The sequence below is a fragment of the Streptomyces novaecaesareae genome (assembly GCF_000716875.1).
Taxonomy (GTDB): domain Bacteria; phylum Actinomycetota; class Actinomycetes; order Streptomycetales; family Streptomycetaceae; genus Kitasatospora; species Kitasatospora novaecaesareae.
Genome location: NZ_JNWQ01000034.1, coordinates 1 through 18,719 on the forward strand (window position 1 = coordinate 1; position 18,719 = coordinate 18,719).

At 71.5% G+C, this 18,719-nt stretch carries 19 protein-coding genes; 1 reads left to right on the forward strand and 18 read right to left on the reverse strand.

Annotation, left to right across the window (positions count from 1 at the left end; translation table 11 throughout):
* The 13 genes from OP86_RS14985 to pyrR all read right to left on the reverse strand — a co-directional run.
* A partial coding sequence (locus OP86_RS14985; protein ID WP_030258952.1) for an S-adenosylmethionine synthetase N-terminal domain-containing protein occupies nt 1-189 on the reverse strand: 189 nt, incomplete at its 3' end.
* A 151-nt stretch (nt 190-340) separates the two neighbouring features.
* Nucleotides 341-1,570, reverse strand: a complete 1,230-nt coding sequence (coaBC, locus tag OP86_RS14990; RefSeq protein WP_030056184.1) for a bifunctional phosphopantothenoylcysteine decarboxylase/phosphopantothenate--cysteine ligase CoaBC — start codon at nt 1,568-1,570, stop codon at nt 341-343.
* Between the two features lie 206 nt (nt 1,571-1,776).
* Nucleotides 1,777-2,043, reverse strand: a complete 267-nt coding sequence (gene rpoZ / locus OP86_RS14995; RefSeq protein WP_030056185.1) for a DNA-directed RNA polymerase subunit omega — start codon at nt 2,041-2,043, stop codon at nt 1,777-1,779.
* A 37-nt stretch (nt 2,044-2,080) separates the two neighbouring features.
* Nucleotides 2,081-2,638: a guanylate kinase gene (gene gmk / locus OP86_RS15000; RefSeq protein ID WP_078589057.1), complete on the reverse strand. Its 558-nt coding sequence runs from the start codon at nt 2,636-2,638 to the stop codon at nt 2,081-2,083.
* 49 nt (nt 2,639-2,687) lie between these two features.
* Nucleotides 2,688-3,014 (reverse strand): integration host factor, actinobacterial type, encoded by a 327-nt coding sequence (mihF, locus tag OP86_RS15005; RefSeq protein ID WP_030056187.1) that lies wholly within the window; start codon nt 3,012-3,014, stop codon nt 2,688-2,690.
* Between the two features lie 370 nt (nt 3,015-3,384).
* The gene (gene pyrF, locus OP86_RS15010; RefSeq protein WP_030258949.1) at nt 3,385-4,218 is read right to left on the reverse strand and encodes an orotidine-5'-phosphate decarboxylase; all 834 of its coding nucleotides are present in this window, start codon (nt 4,216-4,218) and stop codon (nt 3,385-3,387) included.
* Between the two features lie 71 nt (nt 4,219-4,289).
* Complete coding sequence (locus tag OP86_RS15015) at nt 4,290-5,393, reverse strand: quinone-dependent dihydroorotate dehydrogenase (RefSeq protein WP_030056190.1); 1,104 nt, start codon at nt 5,391-5,393, stop codon at nt 4,290-4,292.
* An 87-nt stretch (nt 5,394-5,480) separates the two neighbouring features.
* The gene (gene carB / locus OP86_RS15020; protein ID WP_030056191.1) at nt 5,481-8,789 is read right to left on the reverse strand and encodes a carbamoyl-phosphate synthase large subunit; all 3,309 of its coding nucleotides are present in this window, start codon (nt 8,787-8,789) and stop codon (nt 5,481-5,483) included.
* The gene (carA, locus tag OP86_RS15025) at nt 8,782-9,954 is read right to left on the reverse strand and encodes a glutamine-hydrolyzing carbamoyl-phosphate synthase small subunit (RefSeq protein ID WP_234435020.1); all 1,173 of its coding nucleotides are present in this window, start codon (nt 9,952-9,954) and stop codon (nt 8,782-8,784) included. The genes carB and carA overlap by 8 nt, the downstream gene beginning before the upstream one ends.
* Nucleotides 9,951-10,517 carry a PH-like domain-containing protein gene (locus OP86_RS15030; protein WP_030056193.1) on the reverse strand — a complete coding sequence of 189 codons (567 nt, stop codon included), beginning with the start codon at nt 10,515-10,517 and terminating at the stop codon, nt 9,951-9,953. Before OP86_RS15030 ends, carA begins: the two co-directional genes overlap by 4 nt.
* Nucleotides 10,517-11,821: a dihydroorotase gene (locus OP86_RS15035; protein ID WP_030258945.1), complete on the reverse strand. Its 1,305-nt coding sequence runs from the start codon at nt 11,819-11,821 to the stop codon at nt 10,517-10,519. The genes OP86_RS15030 and OP86_RS15035 overlap by 1 nt, the downstream gene beginning before the upstream one ends.
* The gene (locus OP86_RS15040; protein ID WP_030056196.1) at nt 11,818-12,807 is read right to left on the reverse strand and encodes an aspartate carbamoyltransferase catalytic subunit; all 990 of its coding nucleotides are present in this window, start codon (nt 12,805-12,807) and stop codon (nt 11,818-11,820) included. The genes OP86_RS15035 and OP86_RS15040 overlap by 4 nt, the downstream gene beginning before the upstream one ends.
* A gap of 5 nt (nt 12,808-12,812) precedes the next feature.
* On the reverse strand, nt 12,813-13,451 hold the full coding sequence (pyrR, locus tag OP86_RS15045) for a bifunctional pyr operon transcriptional regulator/uracil phosphoribosyltransferase PyrR (protein WP_051830107.1): 639 nt from the start codon (nt 13,449-13,451) through the stop codon (nt 12,813-12,815).
* 330 nt (nt 13,452-13,781) lie between these two features.
* On the opposite strand from pyrR, the gene bldD reads away from it, so the two are divergent.
* Nucleotides 13,782-14,285: a transcriptional regulator BldD gene (gene bldD / locus OP86_RS15050; RefSeq protein WP_030056198.1), complete on the forward strand. Its 504-nt coding sequence runs from the start codon at nt 13,782-13,784 to the stop codon at nt 14,283-14,285.
* Nucleotides 14,286-14,432: 147 nt separating this feature from the next.
* Here bldD and OP86_RS15055 read toward each other — a convergent pair whose 3' ends face one another.
* The 5 genes from OP86_RS15055 to OP86_RS15075 form a co-directional block, all read right to left on the reverse strand.
* Nucleotides 14,433-15,350: a hypothetical protein gene (locus tag OP86_RS15055; RefSeq protein WP_030056199.1), complete on the reverse strand. Its 918-nt coding sequence runs from the start codon at nt 15,348-15,350 to the stop codon at nt 14,433-14,435.
* 159 nt (nt 15,351-15,509) lie between these two features.
* The gene (locus tag OP86_RS15060) at nt 15,510-16,331 is read right to left on the reverse strand and encodes a thioesterase family protein (RefSeq protein WP_030056200.1); all 822 of its coding nucleotides are present in this window, start codon (nt 16,329-16,331) and stop codon (nt 15,510-15,512) included.
* 163 nt (nt 16,332-16,494) lie between these two features.
* The gene (gene nusB / locus OP86_RS15065) at nt 16,495-16,932 is read right to left on the reverse strand and encodes a transcription antitermination factor NusB (RefSeq protein WP_030056201.1); all 438 of its coding nucleotides are present in this window, start codon (nt 16,930-16,932) and stop codon (nt 16,495-16,497) included.
* A 4-nt stretch (nt 16,933-16,936) separates the two neighbouring features.
* A complete protein-coding gene (gene efp, locus OP86_RS15070) occupies nt 16,937-17,500 on the reverse strand; it encodes an elongation factor P (RefSeq protein WP_030056202.1) in 564 nt (187 codons plus the stop codon).
* A gap of 80 nt (nt 17,501-17,580) precedes the next feature.
* On the reverse strand, nt 17,581-18,687 hold the full coding sequence (locus tag OP86_RS15075) for a M24 family metallopeptidase (protein ID WP_030258938.1): 1,107 nt from the start codon (nt 18,685-18,687) through the stop codon (nt 17,581-17,583).
* Nucleotides 18,688-18,719: the final 32 nt, after the last annotated feature.

Consider the following 18,719-nt stretch of genomic DNA (forward strand, 5'->3'; position numbering starts at 1 on the left):
CGCGTACGCCTTGGTGGTCACCTCGCCGGCCACGTGCACCTGGCCGGTGGTGATGAGCGTCTCCACGGCGACCCGGGAAGTCGGGTCCTCACGCAGGAGAGCGTCAAGGATGGTGTCGCTGATCTGGTCAGCGATCTTGTCGGGGTGTCCCTCGGTCACGGACTCCGAGGTGAACAGGCGGCGAGACACAGCGCTCCCTGGGGTTGCAGCGGCTGCTGACTGAAGTTCCCCGGGTGGACCGGGGAACTCCGGAAAGACTTGATTCCTGGATTCTAACGGTCTGGTTCCGTCGAACGTCACCCGCTTCAGGAATTCTCGAACCTTCCGCGGGCACTTTCGATCAGTTGCCGCCCGGTTCCAGCCGCTTTGCGACCAGGTCCCAAACCACGTCCGCGAGCGCCTCCTTCGGACCGACCGGAACGGCCGTCTCACTGCCGTCCGCGCCCAGCACGACGGCCTCGTTGACGTCCGTGCCGAAGGCCTTGCCGTTGCCCACCTCGTTGACGACGAGCAGGTCGCACCCCTTGCGGGCGAGCTTGGCGCGGCCGTTGGCGAGCACGTCGTCGGTCTCCGCCGCGAAACCCACGACCAGTTGGCCCGAACGGGTCCGGTGGGCCGACAGCTCGGCCAGGATGTCGGGGTTGCGGACCAGCGCGACCGGCGCCGGCTCGATCCCCTCGACCTTCTTGATCTTGCCGGTCGCGTACTCGGCGGGTCGGAAGTCGGCCACGGCGGCGGCCATCACCACCGCGTCCGCGTCCTCGGCGGCCTTCAGCGCCGCCTCGCGCAGCTCCAGCGCGGTCGAGACGTGCACCACGTCCACCCCGGCCGGGTCCGGCAGCTCGGCGTTGGCCGAGAGCAGGGTCACCCGGGCCCCGCGGGCCGCGGCCGTCACCGCGAGCGCGTAGCCCTGCTTGCCGGAGGAGCGGTTGCCGAGGAAGCGCACCGGGTCCAGCGGCTCCCGGGTGCCGCCGGCCGAGACCACCACGTGCCGGCCCGCCAGGTCGTGCGCCACCGCCCCGCCGCGGCGCAGCACGGCCCGGCAGGCGTCGAAGATCGCGGACGGCTCGGGCAGCCGCCCCTTGCCGGTGTCCTTGCCGGTGAGCCGCCCGACGGCCGGCTCCAGCACGATCACGCCCCGGCGGCGCAACGTGGCGACGTTGTCCCGGGTGGCGGGGTGCTCCCACATCTCGGTGTGCATGGCGGGCGCCACGACGACCGGGCAGCGGGCGGTGAGCAGGGTGTTGGTCAGCAGGTCGTCGGCCAGGCCGTGGGCGGCCTTGGCGATCAGGTCCGCGGTGGCCGGGGCGACCACGACCAGGTCGGCCTGCTGCCCGATCCGTACGTGCGGCACCTCGTGGACGCGCTCCCAGGTCTCGGTGGCGGCCGGGCGGCCGGACAGCGCGGCCCAGGTCGCCTCGCCGACGAAGTGCAGCGCGGCCTCGGTGGGCACCACGGTGACCTGGTGGCCGGACTCGGTGAACCGGCGCAGCAGCTCGCACGCCTTGTAGGCGGCGATCCCGCCGCTCACGCCGAGGACCACGCGGGGGGCGTCCGCTGGAGCGCTCATCTACCGACCTTTCTCCGCATCGGGAACCCGCCCACCCTACGGCCCGCCGGCCGCCACCCGCGCGGGTGCCCCACCCCCAGGCCGGAAAGCCCCCGGGAAGCCCCGGAACACCCTGGGCCACCCCCGAGACACCCCGGACACACGGAAGGGCCCGGCGGAAACGATTCCGCCGGGCCCTTCCGGAAACCAGGAAACTATCGACCGCCTCAGGCGGCCTCGACCGCCTCGGCGGTCAGCATGCCGGCGTTGATCTCGCGCAGCGCGATCGACAGCGGCTTCTCGTGCACGTGGGTGTCGACCAGCGGGCCGACGTACTCCAGCAGACCCTCACCGAGCTGGGAGTAGTACGCGTTGATCTGGCGCGCGCGCTTGGCGGCGTAGATCACGAGGCTGTACTTCGAGTCGGTGGCCTCAAGCAGCTCGTCGATCGGCGGGTTGATGATGCCCTCGGGCGCGGTCATGGAAGAGGACACGCGAAAACCTTCCGAAAGGGTGGAAAAGACAGACAGGTCAGGCTACACCGAGCAAGGCTAGCAGTTCGGTCGCTACCTGCTCGACCGAGGTGTTGACAAGGGTCGTGTCGAACTCGGGCTCGGCGGCGAGCTCGATCTTGGCGGCGTCGAGCCGCTTCTCGATCACGTCCTGCGCCTCGGTGCCCCGGCCGGTCAGCCGGCGGACCAGCTCGTCCCAGCTCGGCGGGGCCAGGAAGACCAGCTGGGCGTCGGGCATCGACTCGCGCACCTGCCGGGCACCCTGAAGGTCGATCTCCAGCAGCACGGGCTCGCCGCGCTCCAGCTTCTCCAGTACGGCCGCGCGCGGGGTGCCGTAGCGGTTCCCGGCGAACTCGGCCCACTCCAGCAGCTCGCCGTTGGCGACCAACTTGTCGAACTCGTCGTTGTCGACGAAGTGGTACTGGACCCCGTTCTTCTCGCCGGGCCTCGGGTGGCGGGTCGTCGCCGACACCGAGAGCCAGACCTCGGGGTGCATCTTCCTCATATGAGCGACGACCGTGCTCTTGCCGACCCCCGAGGGGCCGGAGAGCACGGTCAGCCGCGGACGCTCACTCATGCACCGATTATCCCGGATCGCGGAGCTTCCCGGGACCACCGGGGCACGGTCAGGCGGCACCCCCGCCGAACTCCCGCTCCAGGGAGGCGATCTGGTTCGTGCCGAGACCCCGGACGCGCCGGCTCTCGCTGATGCCGAGGCGCTCCATGATCTGCTTGGCGCGGACCTTGCCGACGCCCGGAAGGGACTCGAGCAGTGCCGAGACCTTCATCTTGCCGATGACGTCGTTGTCGGCCTTGCCGGCCTTGATCACCTCGTGCAGGGAGGCGCCGGAGTGCTTGAGCCGGTTCTTGACCTCGGCGCGCTCCCGGCGAGCCTCGGCGGCCTTGGCGAGCGCGGCGGTGCGCTGTTCAGGGGTAAGGGGCGGAAGAGCCACGCCGTTCACCTCAGGTGTGGATGGAAGGGATTGAGCTAGGACTGGTTCGGTACCGAGGACACCGTCCGCAAGGGGAACCACAAGGCCCTGACCTGCGGGAGACGCGTAAATCGCGGCTCGCCGATGACCTATCGCCGGACACTACCCGGATTGCGGCGCCACGTCAGGAAAAGAACACGAAAAGTCCTGGTCAGCCAAGGCCGACCAGGACTTTCCCGGGCAAAATGACCGCGATTGCGAGACTTTGACACTTCCGATGTGACGGCGCTCACGTCGACTCCGCGACGGCGCCGCCGTCCTGCGGACACTCCACACGGTCACCGGGCGGCTACCAAAGCCCCGCCTTCCGCAACCAGGCGGACGCCCTCCGTTACTTGACGGCCTCCGCGAACTCCCCGACGAAGCGGTCCGCCGCCTCCCGCAGCGCCGTCACCGAGGGGCCGTGCTTGAGCACGTCCCGGCTCACGCTGGGCACCACGTTCAGCACCGAGGCGCCGAACACCCGCGGCAGGTCCGCCATGGTCGCGCCCTGGGCGCCGATCCCGGGGGCCAGCAGCGGGCCGTTGATGGCCAGGTCCACGCCCGCGTCGGCCAGCGTCGCGCCGACCACCGCGCCGAAGGAGCCCAGCGGCTCGGCGCCCGCGTTCTCGGCCGCCAGCTGCCGCAGCACCGAGGCCGCGACCGGCTCGCCGTCCGCGCCCACCGCGCGCTGCACCTCGGCGCCCTCCGGGTTGGAGGTGAGCGCGAGCGCGAAGACGCCGCAGCCCTGCTCGCGGGCCAGGTCCAGGGCCGGGCGCAGCGAGCCGAAGCCCAGGTACGGGCTGACCGTCACGGCGTCCGAGAACAGCGGGCTTCCGGGCGACAGGAAGGCCTCGGCGTAGGCGGCCATGGTGGAGCCGATGTCGCCGCGCTTGGCGTCCATCAGGACCAGCGCGCCGGCCGCCCGGGCCTCCTCGACGGACTTCTCCAGCACCGCGATGCCCTTGCTGCCGAAGCGCTCGAAGAACGCGGCCTGCGGCTTGAGCACGGCGACCCGGTCGGCCAGGGCCTCGACCACGGTGCGGCTGAAGGTCTCCAGCCCGGCGAGGTCGTCGCCGAGCCCCCAGGCGGCGAGGAGGGAGGCGTGCGGGTCGATGCCGACGCAGAGCTGGCCGCGGGTGTCGAGGGCCTGGCGCAGCCGGGTGCCGAACGGGGCGAGGGTCATGTCGTCCTTTCCAGAGTTTCCGGAGTTTCCGGACTTTCCGGGACCGGTCGGGCCGGATCCGATGAGCGGGGTCACGAGCTGCGCACGGCGCTGCCGACGGCGGAGGCCAGGTCGTCGAAGCCCGCGGCCCGGAGCCGGGCGGACAGGCCCCGGTGGATCCGCCGGCACCAGAGCGGGCCCTCGTAGATGAAGGCGCTGTAGCCCTGGACCAGGTCGGCGCCGTGGATGATCCGCTGCCAGGCGTCCTCGGCGGTCTCGATGCCGCCGACCGAGACCAGGGTCAGCCGGCCCTCGGTGCGGGCGCGCAGCCGCTGCAGGACCTCCAGGGCGCGGGCCTTGAGCGGGGCGCCGGACAGGCCGCCCATGCCGATCTCCTCGACCCGCCCGGCGTCGGTGCGCAGGCCCTCGCGGCCGATCGTGGTGTTGGTGGCGATGATGCCGTCCAGGCCCAGCTCCAGGGCGAGGTCGGCGACGGCGTCGACGTCCTCGTCGGCCAGGTCGGGGGCGATCTTGACCAGCAGCGGCACGTGGTGCGCGGTGGTGCGGTCGGCGGCCTCGCGGACGGCGGCGAGCAGCGGGCGCAGGTGGTCCACGGCCTGCAGGTTGCGCAGCCCGGGGGTGTTCGGCGAGCTGACGTTGACCACCAGGTAGTCGGCGTACTTCGCCAGCCGCTCGGTGGACTTGACGTAGTCGGCGACGGCGTCGGCCTCCTCGACGACCTTGGTCTTGCCGATGTTGACGCCGATCACCGGGGTCGAGCTGGTGTGCGGGCGGGCGGCCAGCCGGGCGGCGACCCGGGCCGAGCCCTGGTTGTTGAAGCCCATCCGGTTGATCAGCGCGCGGTCCTCGACCAGGCGGAACAGCCGGGGCGTCGGATTGCCGGGCTGGGGCTCGCCGGTGATGGTGCCGATCTCGACGTAGTCGAAGCCGAGCATGGCCAGGCCGTCGATGCCGACGCCGTTCTTGTCGAAGCCGGCCGCGAGGCCGAACGGGCCGGGCAGGTCGAGGCCGAGGGCGCCGGTGCGCAGGGCCCGGTCGCGCGGTGCGAGCACCAGCCGCACCAGGGTGCGCAGGCCCGGCACCGAGGAGGCGAGCCGGATCCAGAAGAAGGCCAGGTGGTGGGCCTTCTCGGGGTCCATCTTCTTGAAGACCAGGTCGAACAGAAGCTTGTACAAGGGGGTCAACTCCCGGGTCCCGCAATGAACGTGGGCATGGAAGTGGGGGGCACCCGACTGGCTTCGGTGCCCCCCACTGCGGTGGTGCTACTTGCGGCCGGCGTTGATCAGCTCGGCGTGCTCCTGGAGCGACATCACCCCGACCTCCTCGCGCAGCAGCCGGTCGATGCCCTGGACGGCCGCGCCCATCGCCTGGACGGTGGTCAGGCAGGGCACCGCGCGGGCCACGGCCGCGGTGCGGATCTCGTAGCCGTCGAGGCGACCGCCGGTGCCGTACGGCGTGTTGATGATGAGGTCGACCTCACCGTCGTGGATCAGCTGGACGATCGTCTTCTCGCCGTTCGGGCCCTCGCCCTCGCTGTGCTTGCGCACCAGCGTGGACGGGATGCCGCCGCGCTGCAGCACCTCGGCGGTGCCGGCGGTGGCGAGCAGCTCGAAGCCGAGGCCGACCAGCGCGCGGGCCGGGAAGACCAGGTTGCGCTTGTCCCGGTTGGCGACGGAGACGAAGACCTTGCCCTTGGTGGGCAGCGCGCCGTAGGCGCCGGTCTGCGCCTTGGCGTAGGCGGTACCGAAGACCTTGTCGATGCCCATGACCTCACCGGTCGAGCGCATCTCCGGGCCGAGCACGGTGTCCACGCCGCGGCCGTGGATGTCGCGGAAACGGCTCCACGGCATCACGGCCTCCTTGACCGCGATCGGCGCGTCGGCGGGCAGCGTGCCGCCGTCGCCCTCGGCCGGGAGCAGGCCCTCGGCGCGCAGCTCGGCGACGGTGGCGCCGAGCGAGATCCGGGCGGCGGCCTTGGCCAGCGGCACGGCGGTCGCCTTGGAGGTGAACGGGACGGTCCGGGAGGCGCGCGGGTTGGCCTCCAGGACGTACAGGATGTCGCCGGAGAGGGCGAACTGGATGTTGATCAGACCGCGGACGCCGACACCGCGCGCGATGGCCTCGGTGGAGGCGCGCAGGCGCTTGATGTCGTGGCCGCCGAGGGTGATCGGCGGCAGCGCGCAGGCGGAGTCGCCGGAGTGGATGCCGGCCTCCTCGATGTGCTCCATGACGCCGCCGAGGTACAGCTCGGTGCCGTCGTAGAGCGCGTCGACGTCGATCTCCACCGCGTCGTCCAGGAAGCGGTCGATGAGCACCGGGTGCTCGGAGATCAGACCGGCGTGCCGCTCCAGGTAGGAGGCGAGCGAGGCCTCGTCGTAGACGATCTCCATGCCGCGGCCGCCGAGCACGTAGGACGGGCGGGCGAGCACCGGGTAGCCGATCTCGTCGGCGATCGCCTTGGCCTCCTCGAAGGAGAAGGCGGTGCCGTGCTTGGGGGCGGGCAGGCCGGCGTCGCGCAGGACGCGGCCGAAGGCGCCGCGCTCCTCGGCGAGGTCGATCGCCTCGGGCTGGGTGCCGACGATCGGCACGCCGTTGTCCTTGAGCGCCTGGGCCAGGCCCAGCGGGGTCTGGCCGCCGAGCTGGACGATGACGCCGGCGAGCGGGCCGGCCTGCTGCTCGGCGTGGACGATCTCCAGCACGTCCTCCAGGGTGAGCGGCTCGAAGTAGAGCCGGTCGGAGGTGTCGTAGTCGGTGGAGACGGTCTCCGGGTTGCAGTTGACCATGACGGTCTCGTACCCGGCGTCGGCGAGCGCGAAGGAGGCGTGCACGCAGGAGTAGTCGAACTCGATGCCCTGGCCGATGCGGTTCGGGCCGGAGCCCAGGATGATCACGGCGGGCTTGGTGCGCGGGGCAACCTCGTTCTCCTCGTCGTAGGACGAGTAGAAGTACGGGGTCTTGGCGGCGAACTCGGCGGCACAGGTGTCGACGGTCTTGAACACCGGGCGGATGCCGAGGGCGTGGCGCACCTCGCGGACGACGTCCGGCTTGAGGCCGCGGATCTCGCCGATCTGCTGGTCGGAGAAGCCGTGCCGCTTGGCGTGGCGCAGCAGCTCGGGGGTGAGCTCGGCGGCCTGGGCCAGCTCGTCGGCGATCTCGTCGAGCAGGAAGAGCTGGTCGACGAACCACGGGTCGATCTTGGTGGCCTCGAACACCTCCTCCGGGGTGGCGCCGGCGCGGATCGCGTCCATCACGGTGTTGATCCGGCCGTCGGTCGGCACGACCGCCTTGGCCAGCAGCTCGGCCTTCTCGCCCACCGGGGTGGTCCAGCTGAACTGGGAGCCCTTCTTCTCCAGCGAGCGCAGCGCCTTCTGCAGCGCCTCGGGGAAGTTGCGGCCCAGCGCCATGGCCTCGCCGACCGACTTCATGGTGGTGGTCAGCGTGGCGTCGGCGCTCGGGAACTTCTCGAACGCGAACCGCGGCACCTTGACCACGACGTAGTCGAGGGTCGGCTCGAAGGAGGCCGGGGTCTCCTCGGTGATGTCGTTGGGGATCTCGTCCAGGGTGTAGCCGACGGCCAGCTTGGCGGCGATCTTGGCGATCGGGAAGCCGGTGGCCTTGGAGGCGAGCGCCGAGGAGCGGGACACCCGCGGGTTCATCTCGATGACGATGACCCGGCCGTCCTCCGGGTTGACGGCGAACTGGATGTTGCAGCCGCCGGTGTCGACACCGACCTCGCGGATGACGGCGATGCCGATGTCGCGCAGGATCTGGTACTCGCGGTCGGTCAGCGTCATCGCCGGGGCGACGGTGATCGAGTCACCGGTGTGCACGCCCATCGGGTCGAAGTTCTCGATGGAGCAGACGACCACGACGTTGTCCTGCTTGTCGCGCATCAGCTCCAGCTCGTACTCCTTCCAGCCGAGGATGGACTCCTCCAGGAGCACCTCGGTGGTCGGCGAGAGGGTCAGGCCCTGGCCGGCGATGCGGCGCAGGTCCTCCTCGTTGTGGGCGAAGCCGGAGCCGGCGCCGCCCATGGTGAAGGAGGGGCGGACGACGACGGGGTAGCCGCCGAGCGTGTCGACGCCGGCCAGCACCTCGTCCATCGTGTGGCAGATGACCGAGCGGGCGGACTCGCCGTGGCCGATCTTGGCGTTGACGGCTTCGACGACGCCCTTGAACAGGTCGCGGTCCTCGCCCTTGTTGATCGCCTCGACGTCGGCGCCGATCAGCTCGACGCCGTACTTCTCCAGCGTGCCGGCCGCGTGCAGGGAGATCGCGGTGTTGAGCGCGGTCTGCCCGCCCAGGGTCGGCAGCAGCGCGTCGGGGCGCTCCTTGGCGATGATCTTCTCGACGAACTCCGGGGTGATCGGCTCGACGTAGGTGGCGTCGGCGATCTCCGGGTCGGTCATGATCGTGGCCGGGTTGGAGTTCACCAGCACGACCCGCAGGCCCTCGGCCTTGAGGACCCGGCAGGCCTGCGTACCCGAGTAGTCGAACTCGGCGGCCTGGCCGATCACGATCGGGCCGGAGCCGATGACCAGGACGGACTTGATGTCGGTGCGCTTAGGCACGCTGGCCCTCCATGAGGCTCACGAAACGGTCGAAGAGGTAGGCGGCGTCGTGCGGCCCGGCAGCGGCTTCGGGGTGGTACTGCACGCTGAAGGCGGGGACGTCGAGTGCCTGCAGGCCCTCGACCACGTCGTCGTTCAGGCAGACGTGGGAGACCTCGACCCGCCCGTACGGGGTGTCGCTCACCTTGTCCAGCGGAGCGTTCACGGCGAAGCCGTGGTTGTGCGCGGTCACCTCGACCTTGCCGGTGGTGCGGTCCTGCACCGGCTGGTTGATGCCGCGGTGGCCGTACTTGAGCTTGTAGGTGCCGAAGCCCAGCGCGCGGCCGAGGATCTGGTTGCCGAAGCAGATCCCGAAGAACGGGGTCTTGCGCTCCAGCACGCCCTGCGCCACGGCGACCTGGTGGTCGGCGGTGGCCGGGTCGCCCGGGCCGTTGGAGAAGAAGACGCCGTCCGGGTTGACGGCGTAGACGTCCTCCAGGGTCGAGTTGGCCGGCAGCACGTGCACCTCGATGCCGCGCTCGGCCATCCGCTGCGGGGTCATCGCCTTGATGCCGAGGTCCAGCGCGGCGACGGTGAAGCGCTTCTCACCGATCGCGGGCACCACGTACGGCTCGGTGGTGGCGACCTCGGCGCACAGGTCGGCGCCCTTCATCTCGGGCGACTGCTGCACCCGGGCGAGCAGGTCGGCCTGGTCGGCCAGCGCCGCGCCGGAGAAGATGCCGCAGCGCATCGCGCCGCGCTCGCGCAGGTGGCGGGTCAGCGCGCGGGTGTCGATGCCGCTGATGCCGACGACGCCCTGGCGGACGAGCTCCTCGTCGAGCGAGCGGCGGGAGCGCCAGTTGGAGGCGACCCGGGAGGGGTCGCGCACGACGTAGCCGGCGACCCAGATCTGCTGGGACTCGTCGTCCTCGTCGTTCCAGCCGGTGTTGCCGATCTGCGGCGCGGTCATCGCGACCACCTGGCGGTGGTACGACGGGTCGGTGAGGGTCTCCTGGTAGCCGGACATGCCGGTGTTGAAGACCGCCTCGCCGAAGGTCTCGCCGATCGCGCCGTAGGCCTGGCCGTGGAAGGTCCGGCCGTCCTCCAGGACGAGCACGGCGGCCGCACGATTCGAAACCGGGCGCTCCCGCCGTTGGCGCTGCGTGGTGGGGGCAGGTGCGGTCATTGTGCGGCCTCTTCCGTCATCTTCGTCTTCGTACGTGTTGCGAGCTGGGTGATCGCCTCGACCCAGGCGGCGTGCTCGTCGGGGTGGTCGGCCCGGAAGCCGGAGTCCAGCTCGGAGCCGTCGTGTGTCCAGGTGACGACGAGCAGCCCGGACGGGACGACCTTGCCGGCGATCCCGGAGTCCGTACGGGCACCGGTCAGGTGCTCCGCGGGGATCCAGAAGTCGACGTCGCCGGGGCGCCGGACCAGCAGGCCGTCCTCGCCGAGGGTGAGGTCGGCCCGGCTGCGGGTGCCCAGGCCGTGCGCGACGACCCGGTCGAGCCAGTTCCCGGCGGTGGTCGTGCCGTGGTACCGGCCGCTGGTCTCCAGGATGGTGCGCCCGGCGCGCTCCGGCACGGCGGGCAGCGGCGGGATGCCGGACTGCAGGGTGCGCCGCCAGTTCCAGCCCTGGCGCATCAGCCAGTAGACGAGGCCGATGAGGATCAGCAGGCCGATCGACCAGCCGATGTACCCGGGCCAGTTGGTGACCTTCGCCTGCTCCTTGGCGAGCGTGGCGTAGTCCATCAGACCGTGCCGTCCTGCTCGGCCGGCTCGCCGGCCAGGACGGTGGCGCGCCCGCGCAGGAAGGTGGCGTGCACCCGTCCGGGCAGGTCAAGGCCCTTGTAGGGGGTGTTGCGGCTGCGGGTGGCGAAGCTGTCCGGGTTCACGGCACCACGGTACGCGGGATCGAACAGCACCAGGTTGGCGGGCTCACCCACCGAGATCGGCCGGCCGTGCCCGGTGAGGCGGCCGATCCGGGCCGGGCGGTGCGACATCCGGTCGGCGACGCCCTCCCAGTTCAGCAGGCCGGTGTCGACCATGGTCTGCTGCACGACCGAGAGCGCGGTCTCCAGGCCGACCATGCCCATCGCGGCGACGGCCCACTCGCAGTCCTTGTCCTCAGCCGGGTGCGGCGCGTGGTCGGTGGCGACGGCGTCGATGGTGCCGTCGGCGAGCGCGGCGCGCAGCGCCTGGACGTCCTCGGCGGTGCGCAGCGGCGGGTTCACCTTGTACACCGGGTCGTAGGAGCGGACCAGTTCGTCGGTGAGCAGCAGGTGGTGCGGGGTCACCTCGGCGGTGACGTCCCAGCCCTTGGCCTTGGCCCAGCGGATGATCTCGACCGAGCCGGCCGTGGAGACGTGGCAGACGTGCAGCCGGGAGCCGACGTGCGCCGCGAGCAGCACGTCGCGGGCGATGATCGACTCCTCGGCGACGGCCGGCCAGCCACCGAGCCCGAGCTCGCCGGAGACCTGGCCCTCGTTCATCTGGGCGCCCTCGGTCAGCCGCGGCTCCTGCGCGTGCTGGGCGACGACGCCGTCGAAGGCCTTGACGTACTCCAGGGCGCGGCGCATCAGCACCGCGTCGTCCACGCACTTGCCGTCGTCGGAGAAGACCCGGACGTTCGCGGCGGACTCGTGCATCGCGCCGAGCTCGGCGAGCTTCTTGCCCTCCAGGCCGACGGTGACGGCGCCGACCGGCTGCACGTCGCAGTAGCCGGCCTCCTGGCCGAGCCGCCAGACCTGCTCGACCACGCCGGCGGTGTCGGCCACCGGGGTGGTGTTGGCCATCGCGTGCACGGCGGTGAAGCCGCCCATCGCGGCGGCCCGGGTGCCGGTGAGCACGGTCTCGGCGTCCTCGCGGCCGGGCTCGCGCAGGTGGGTGTGCAGGTCGACCAGGCCGGGCAGCACGATCAGCGCGGTGGCGTCGATCTCGATGTCCGCGTCGGCGGCCAGGCCGGTGCCGATCTCCTTGATCACACCGTCGGCGAGGAGAAGGTCCTGCGGGGCGCCGCCCAGGATCTGAGCGTTGCGGATCAGGTAGCTGGTCACTGGGCGGTCTCCACGGAGTCGGTGCGGGCGGGGTCGGCGGGTCCGTCGGTGAAGACGGCTCCGCCGAGCAGCAGGTAGAGGACGGCCATCCGGACGGAGACGCCGTTGGCGACCTGCTCGACGGCGGTGCAGCGCGGCGAGTCGGCGACCTCGGCGGTGATCTCCATGCCGCGGACCATCGGGCCGGGGTGCATCACGATCGCCTGCTCCGGCAGCTGGGCCATCCGCAGGCCGTTCATCCCGTAGCGGCGGCTGTACTCGCGCTCGGTCGGAAAGAACGCGGCGTTCATCCGCTCGCGCTGGACCCGCAGCATCATCAGTGCGTCGGTCTTGGGCAGCACGCTGTCCAGGTCGTAGCTGATCTCGCAGGGCCAGTTCTGGATGCCGATCGGCAGCAGCGTCGGCGGGGCGACGAAGGTGACCTGCGCACCGAGGGTGGTCAGCAGGTGCACGTTGGAGCGGGCGACCCGGCTGTGCAGGACGTCGCCGACGATCGTCACCCGGCGGCCCGCGAGATCGTGGCCGGCGCCCGGGTTGAGGTGGCGACGCATGGTGAAGGCGTCGAGCAGCGCCTGGGTGGGGTGCTCATGGGTGCCGTCACCGGCGTTGATCACACTGCCGTGCAGCCAGTCGGACTGGGCGAGGCGGGCCGGCGCGCCGGAGGCGTGGTGGCGGATGACCACCGCGTCGGCGCCCATGGCCTGCAGGGTCAGCGCGGTGTCCTTGAGGCTCTCGCCCTTGGAGACCGAGGAGCCCTTGGCGGAGAAGTTGATGACGTCGGCCGAGAGGCGCTTCTCGGCGACCTCGAAGGAGGTCTTCGTCCGGGTGGAGTCCTCGAAGAAGAGGTTGACGACGGTGCGGCCGCGCAGCGTGGGCAGCTTCTTGACGGCCCGGCCGGAGAGCTGGGCCAGCTCCTCGGCGGTGTCCAGGATCAGCAGCGCGTCGTCGCGGCTGAGATCGGCGGCGGAGACGAGGTGGCGCTTCACGCGGGCTACTCCGGGAGGTGCGGTTCGGTGGGCTTGGCGGCCATGGCCTGCGACGAGCGTGACGCGAAGTCGCGGTCGCCGACCAGGACGGCGTCCACGCCGTCGCTGTCCGACAGGCGCACCTGCACGGCCTCGCGCAGCGAGGTGGGGAGGTTCTTGCCCACGTAGTCGGCGCGGATCGGCAGCTCGCGGTGGCCGCGGTCGACCAGGACGGCGAGCTGGACGGCGCGCGGCCGGCCGATGTCGTTCAGCGCGTCGAGCGCGGCGCGGATGGTGCGGCCGGAGAAGAGCACGTCGTCGACCAGCACGACGAGCTTGCCGTCGATGCCGCCGGGCGGGATCTCGGTGTGCTCCAGGGCGCGGGCGGGCTTCAGCCGCAGGTCGTCCCGGTACATGGTGATGTCCAGGGTGCCCAGCGGGATCTCGCGCCCGGTGATCTGGGCCAGCCTGCCGTGCAGGCGGCGGGCGAGGTGGACGCCCCTGGTGTGGATGCCGAGCAGCACGACGTCCTCGGCGCCCTTGGCGCGCTCGACGATCTCGTGCGCTATCCGGGTGATGACCCGGGCGATGTCCGTGCCGTCCAGCACCTGGTGCGGCGGCCGGGGAGCCGGTTCCTGCAGCGTCGGTTCTTTGTCTGCGGTCATGCCGAAGCGGACCTCCTTCCCCGCCTCACTGGACGGGCCTTAAAGGATGTCTGGGATGGCCCCCGCCGGCTCGGCGTGGGCTTCGGGTCATCCTAGCAGTGCCCCGGGCGGCAAACCGAAGTCCACCATTCCGCTTCCTCTGGTTAACACCCCGGACGCGCCGACGATGCGGGCCATTCGCACGACTGCCCCATTCGGCTTGACGCAACTACCTTACTCTACGTAACCTCACAGTGAGTTACGAGACGGACGTCGAACCCACCGGTAACGGCGTCGGCAATCGCCCGTGACCCACCACTGAACGCGAAGCAATCTCGTCCGGGGAGATCAATGTCCAGCGACTACGCGAAGCAACTCGGAGGCAAGCTCCGAGCGATCCGCACTCAGCAGGGTCTCTCCCTGCACGGTGTCGAGGAGAAGTCCCAGGGGCGCTGGAAGGCAGTCGTCGTCGGCTCGTACGAGCGCGGCGACCGTGCGGTCACCGTGCAGCGGCTGGCCGAGCTGGCCGAGTTCTACGGCGTCCCGGTGCAGGAGCTGCTGCCCGGCGGCACCCCCGGCGGCGCGGCCGAGCCGCCGCCGCGCCTGGTCCTCGACCTGGAGAGACTGACCCAGGTCCCGTCCGAAAAGGCCGGCCCGCTGCAGCGCTACGCGGCGACCATCCAGAGCCAGCGCGGCGACTACAACGGCAAGGTGCTGTCGATCCGCCAGGACGACCTGCGCACCCTGGCCGTCATCTACGACCAGTCCCCGTCGATCCTCACCGAGCAGCTGATCTCCTGGGGCGTGCTGAACCCCGACGCGCGCCGTGCGGTGCGCGAGGAGGATGCGAGCTGAGGCTCACCGCACCGGCTCCCGCCAGCGGATCCTTGGCAGTTCCCGGCACTCCCTCTACCTACCTGTGCCGGCAAGCAGAAACGTCACGGCGCGGCACCCCGATCCGGGGGCCGCGCCGCGGCGTGTGCTGGTATCGGCTCCTCGGCCTCAGCAGACCGTGCCCAGGCTGTAGCCGGGCTGGGCCGCCACCCCGTCCAGCCGGACCGGCCGGTCCGCCGCCGCCCAGTCCTGGCCGCCGCTCGACCAGGCCCAGGAGGCCGGCAGGTACTCCCCGCAGGAGGCGGCCGAGCCCTGCGAACCGTGCAGCACCGCCACGCCCGGCAGCTCCAGCGCCAGCCCGGTGCACAGCACGGCGCAGACCAGCTCCAGGTCCTCGTCGTTGATCCGCACCACGCCGTCCTCCCACTGGAGCACCCGCGCCGCCGCGGTCAGCCGCCCGCCGGGGGCGTCCACCCGCAGGCGCAGCTCGTACACGCCGGCGCCCGCGCCGACCAGCATCCGGCGGAACACCTCTCCCCCGCGCTGGTAGGCGGCGCGCACCCAGCGGGCGTGCTCCTCGTCCTGCTCGTCCGCGCCCCCGTACAGGCCACCGTCGAGCAGCAGGTCGACGTGGCAGAGCGTCAGCCCGTTCTCCCGGGCCCGGACCAGGCGGGGCACGAAGTCCCCGGCCAGCTCCTCGCCCTGATAGGCGAGCAGCTGGGCCTGCAGCGGCGGGTTGACCAGGTAGCGGTCACGGGCGGCGGGCTCGGCCGGGTCCAGCCCGTGCAGCACGCAGAACTCCTCGAAGTCCTGCGGGTGGAACATCCGGGCCCGGACGGTGTCGAACCGCTCCAGCGCGTCGGCCAGCAGCTCGGCGGTGTCGGCCAGGTAGCGCTCGTGGTCGGGGGCGTCGGAGACCCCCCAGGCGCGGGCCCGGGCGAAGTCCGCCGCGCTGGCCAGCACCCCGATGACGAACGCCTGCTCGGCGCCCTCGGCCCCCTGCGGCCGGTGCGACGCCCGGACCGCGGGCCGGGAGCCGCCGGCGGTGCAGTCGGAGTTACGGCGGGAGCGGCCATTTCGAGTCATCGGTGGCTCCTGGCATCGGCGGGTGACGGTCTGCGGCGGGCTCGCCGCTGACCGTCTTCCTCCCCAACCGCGCGCGCCGCACACGTACGGCGTGTCACAGGAATGTAACCACCGGTAATAGCACCGATAACGGAGCCGGGACAGCCCTCGGGGCACGCGCTACCGCGGCACCCGGGCCAGCTGGCGGGACTGCGCGACCAGGCGGCCGGACTCGTCCCAGACCTCGGCGTCCTCCTCGAAGTACCCACCGGCCAGGTTGCGGGTCGCGTGGGTGACGCGCAGCCAGCCCGGGACGGGCTTGGCGCGCAGGTGGACGGTCAGCTCGACGGTCGGGGCCCAGCCCGGCATGCCCAGGTCGAAGGTGACCGGCGGCAGCGCGTCGGCGACCAGCAGGAGCAGCAGCGGGTCGGGGTCGCGGCCGTCGGCGAGCCGGAACCAGCCCTGGATCCGCCCGTTGCCGGACGGCTGTCCGAGTGCCCAGCCGACGGTGGCCGGGTCCAGCCGCAGGTCGAAGCGCTCCAGCAGGGCGGCCTGGGCGATCAGCTCCTTGGGCGCGTGCTCCACGCCGATGCACTGGTCCGGCGGGGGCAGCTGCGGCGGCTGCGCGCTGGTGCGCACCTCGCCGTCGGCGGTGGAGAGGTCGCCGTGGCTGGCCACCACGCGCAGTCGCTCGACGCCGTCCTGGCTGAGCGAGGCGGTGCCGGTGGAGAGCCCCCGCCCGCTGCGCAGTACCTCGGTGCGGATGGTGGCCGGGCCGGGGGTGGAGGCGGACAGGTAGTAACCACTGATCGACACCGGGTCGGGGTGGGTGCCGTGTTCCAGCGACAGCGCGTGTCCGGCCACGGCGAGCAGCAGCCCGCCGTTGACCCCGCCGCCGATCTGCCAGCCGGCGCCGAGCTCGGCCTCGTAGCGACCGGGCTCCTCGGGGTGTCTGGTCAGGGCGATGCCCTGGTCGAACTCGCTGCGGATCGCGGTGGTCATGTTGGGGGGACCTGCCCTTCACGCCTGGTTCCGGACGTCAAGTTACTGACGAGTAGGGCCCACCTTAGCCCGAGCGGGTGAAACGCGCGACGCCCGGGAACGCCGGACGGCCGCCGGCCCCGAAACCCGGGTCCGACGGCCGTCCGAAGGGCAGCATGACCGGCTACCGGCGGATGCTCGGCTTCAGCTCCTGGAAGCGGGCGAGCATGCCGTTCACGAAGGCCGGGGAGTCGTCCGTGGAGAACTCCTTGGCGATCTCGACGGCCTCGTCCAGGACGACCGCGTCCGGGACGCCGTCCTCCCAGATCAGCTCGTACGCGCCGAGCCGCAGGACGTTGCGGTCCACGATCGGCATGCGGTCGAGGGTCCAGCCCACCGCGTACTGCGAGATCAGGTCGTCGATGCGACGGGCGTGCTGGACGTACCCCTCGATCAGCTCCATGGTGTATTCGGCCACCTGGGGGGTGCCCTCGTCGGGCTTGGGCTCGCGAGCGCGGGCCACCCAGTCGGCGAGGACCTGCTGCGGATCGACCCCGCGGTGGTCGGCCTCGAAGAGGATCTGGAAGGCCCGGGTACGGGCCTTGCTGCGTGCGGCCGACACGGACTTACTTCACCCGGCCGAGGTAGCTGCCGTCGCGGGTGTCGACCTTGACCTTCTCACCGGTGGTGACGAAGAGCGGCACCTGGATCTCGGCGCCGGTCTCCAGGGTGGCCGGCTTGGTGCCACCGGTCGAGCGGTCGCCCTGGACGCCCGGCTCGGTCTCGGCGATGGTCAGCTCGACCGCGGCCGGGAGCTCGATGTACAGCACCGAGCCCTCGTTCTGCGCGACGGTGGCCTCGAAGCCCTCGAGCAGGTACTTGGCGGCGTCGCCCACGACGACCGGCTCGATGGTCAGCTGGTCGTAGGTGGTCATGTCCATGAACACGAAGTTCTCGCCGTCCTTGTACGAGAACTGCATGGTGCGCTTGTCGACGTTGGCGGTCTCGACCTTGGTGCCGGCGTTGAAGGTCTTGTCGACGACCTTGCCGGTCAGGACCTCCTTGAGCTTCGTGCGCACGAAGGCCGGGCCCTTGCCGGGCTTGACGTGCTGGAACTCGACGACGGACCAGAGCTTGCCGCCCTCCAGCTTGAGGACCATGCCGTTCTTGAGATCGTTCGTGGAAGCCACGGGCGCACTAACTCCTGGATATAGCTGTCAAGGAACCAAGGGGTTGCGTCCTGCCACCGGCGGCCGTCGCAAGGCCGCGGTCACAGGGCGAGGAGCTCCTTGGTGGTGATGGTGAGCAGCTCGGGCCCGCCCTCCTCGAGGGGGCGCACGACGAGCGTGTCCTCGATCCGGACACCGCCCTTGCCCGGGAGGTGTACCCCTGGGCCGACGGTGACCGGCACGCGGCTGTCCAGTTTACCCATGTCCGACGGACCGAGGCGCGGGGCCTCCCGGATCTCCAGCCCGATGCCGTGGCCCACCGGGTGCGGCGAGGCCTCCGTATGGCCCGCCGCCTCCAGGACCTGGCGGGCGGCCCGGTCGGGTACGCACTGCTCCACGCCCGGTCCGAGCGCCTCCCGGCCGGCCCGCTGCGCTCGGAAGACCAGCCGGTGCAGCTCCACCTGCCAGGGCGCGGGGGCGGCCCCGATCACGAAGGTCCGGGCGGTGGAGACGCCGTAACCGCGGTACTGGGCGCCCATCACCACGGTCAGGAAGTCGCCCTCCTCCACCCGGCGGTCGGTCGGCTGGTGGGCGGCCTGGCCGGAGTGGCTGCCGGTGCCGACCGAGACCGGGAAGGAGGCCCGGTCGGCACCGTGGTCGATCATCCGGCGCTCCAGCTCCATCGCCAGGTGCCGCTCGGTGCGGCCGACCAGGATCGACTCCAGCAGCTCGCCGAGCGCCTGGTCGGCGATCTCGGCGGCGATCCGCAGGTCGGCGATCTCGTGCTCGTCCTTGACCACCCGCAGCCGCTCCACCACCTGCCCCAGGTCGGCCAGCCGGGCCCGCTCGGCCAGACCCGCGACCGCCCGGTGCCGGCTGACGGTCAGGTCGTGCTCCTCCACCGCGAGACCCGCCACCCCGAAGCTCGCGGCGGCGGCGGCCGCGGCCAGCGCGGTGTCCGTCCCGGCCGCCACCGGCAGCTGCGTCACGTCCGGGGCGATCAGGTGCTCCCCGGAGTCGTCCGGCGGCAGGTCGTCCGGAACCGCGAGCAGCGCGCGCTCCCTGGTCAGCAGCAGGGTCGCCCCGCAGGGGGCGCAGCCCGTCAGATACCGCACGTTCGCCGCCCGGGTGATCAGCGCCGCATCGGCCCCGGCCGCACTGCAGTGCTCCCTCACCCGCTCCCGCCGACCCGCGTACGCATCCGCCATGCGTCGAGCCTACGAACCCCCACCCCAAAGCG

Excerpts from the sequence above, each read along its gene's own strand:
- coaBC (WP_030056184.1), bottom strand. The coding sequence starts at position 1,570 with ATGAGCGCTCCAGCGGACGCCCCCCGCGTGGTCCTCGGCGTGAGCGGC.
- gmk (WP_078589057.1), bottom strand. The coding sequence starts at position 2,638 with ATGAGTGAGCGTCCGCGGCTGACCGTGCTCTCCGGCCCCTCGGGGGTC.
- pyrF (WP_030258949.1), bottom strand. The coding sequence starts at position 4,218 with ATGACCCTCGCCCCGTTCGGCACCCGGCTGCGCCAGGCCCTCGACACC.
- carA (WP_234435020.1), bottom strand. The coding sequence starts at position 9,954 with ATGACCGCACCTGCCCCCACCACGCAGCGCCAACGGCGGGAGCGCCCG.
- OP86_RS15030 (WP_030056193.1), bottom strand. The coding sequence starts at position 10,517 with ATGGACTACGCCACGCTCGCCAAGGAGCAGGCGAAGGTCACCAACTGG.
- pyrR (WP_051830107.1), bottom strand. The coding sequence starts at position 13,451 with ATGACCGCAGACAAAGAACCGACGCTGCAGGAACCGGCTCCCCGGCCG.
- bldD (WP_030056198.1), top strand. The coding sequence starts at position 13,782 with ATGTCCAGCGACTACGCGAAGCAACTCGGAGGCAAGCTCCGAGCGATC.
- OP86_RS15055 (WP_030056199.1), bottom strand. The coding sequence starts at position 15,350 with ATGACTCGAAATGGCCGCTCCCGCCGTAACTCCGACTGCACCGCCGGC.
- OP86_RS15060 (WP_030056200.1), bottom strand. The coding sequence starts at position 16,331 with ATGACCACCGCGATCCGCAGCGAGTTCGACCAGGGCATCGCCCTGACC.
- OP86_RS15075 (WP_030258938.1), bottom strand. The coding sequence starts at position 18,687 with ATGGCGGATGCGTACGCGGGTCGGCGGGAGCGGGTGAGGGAGCACTGC.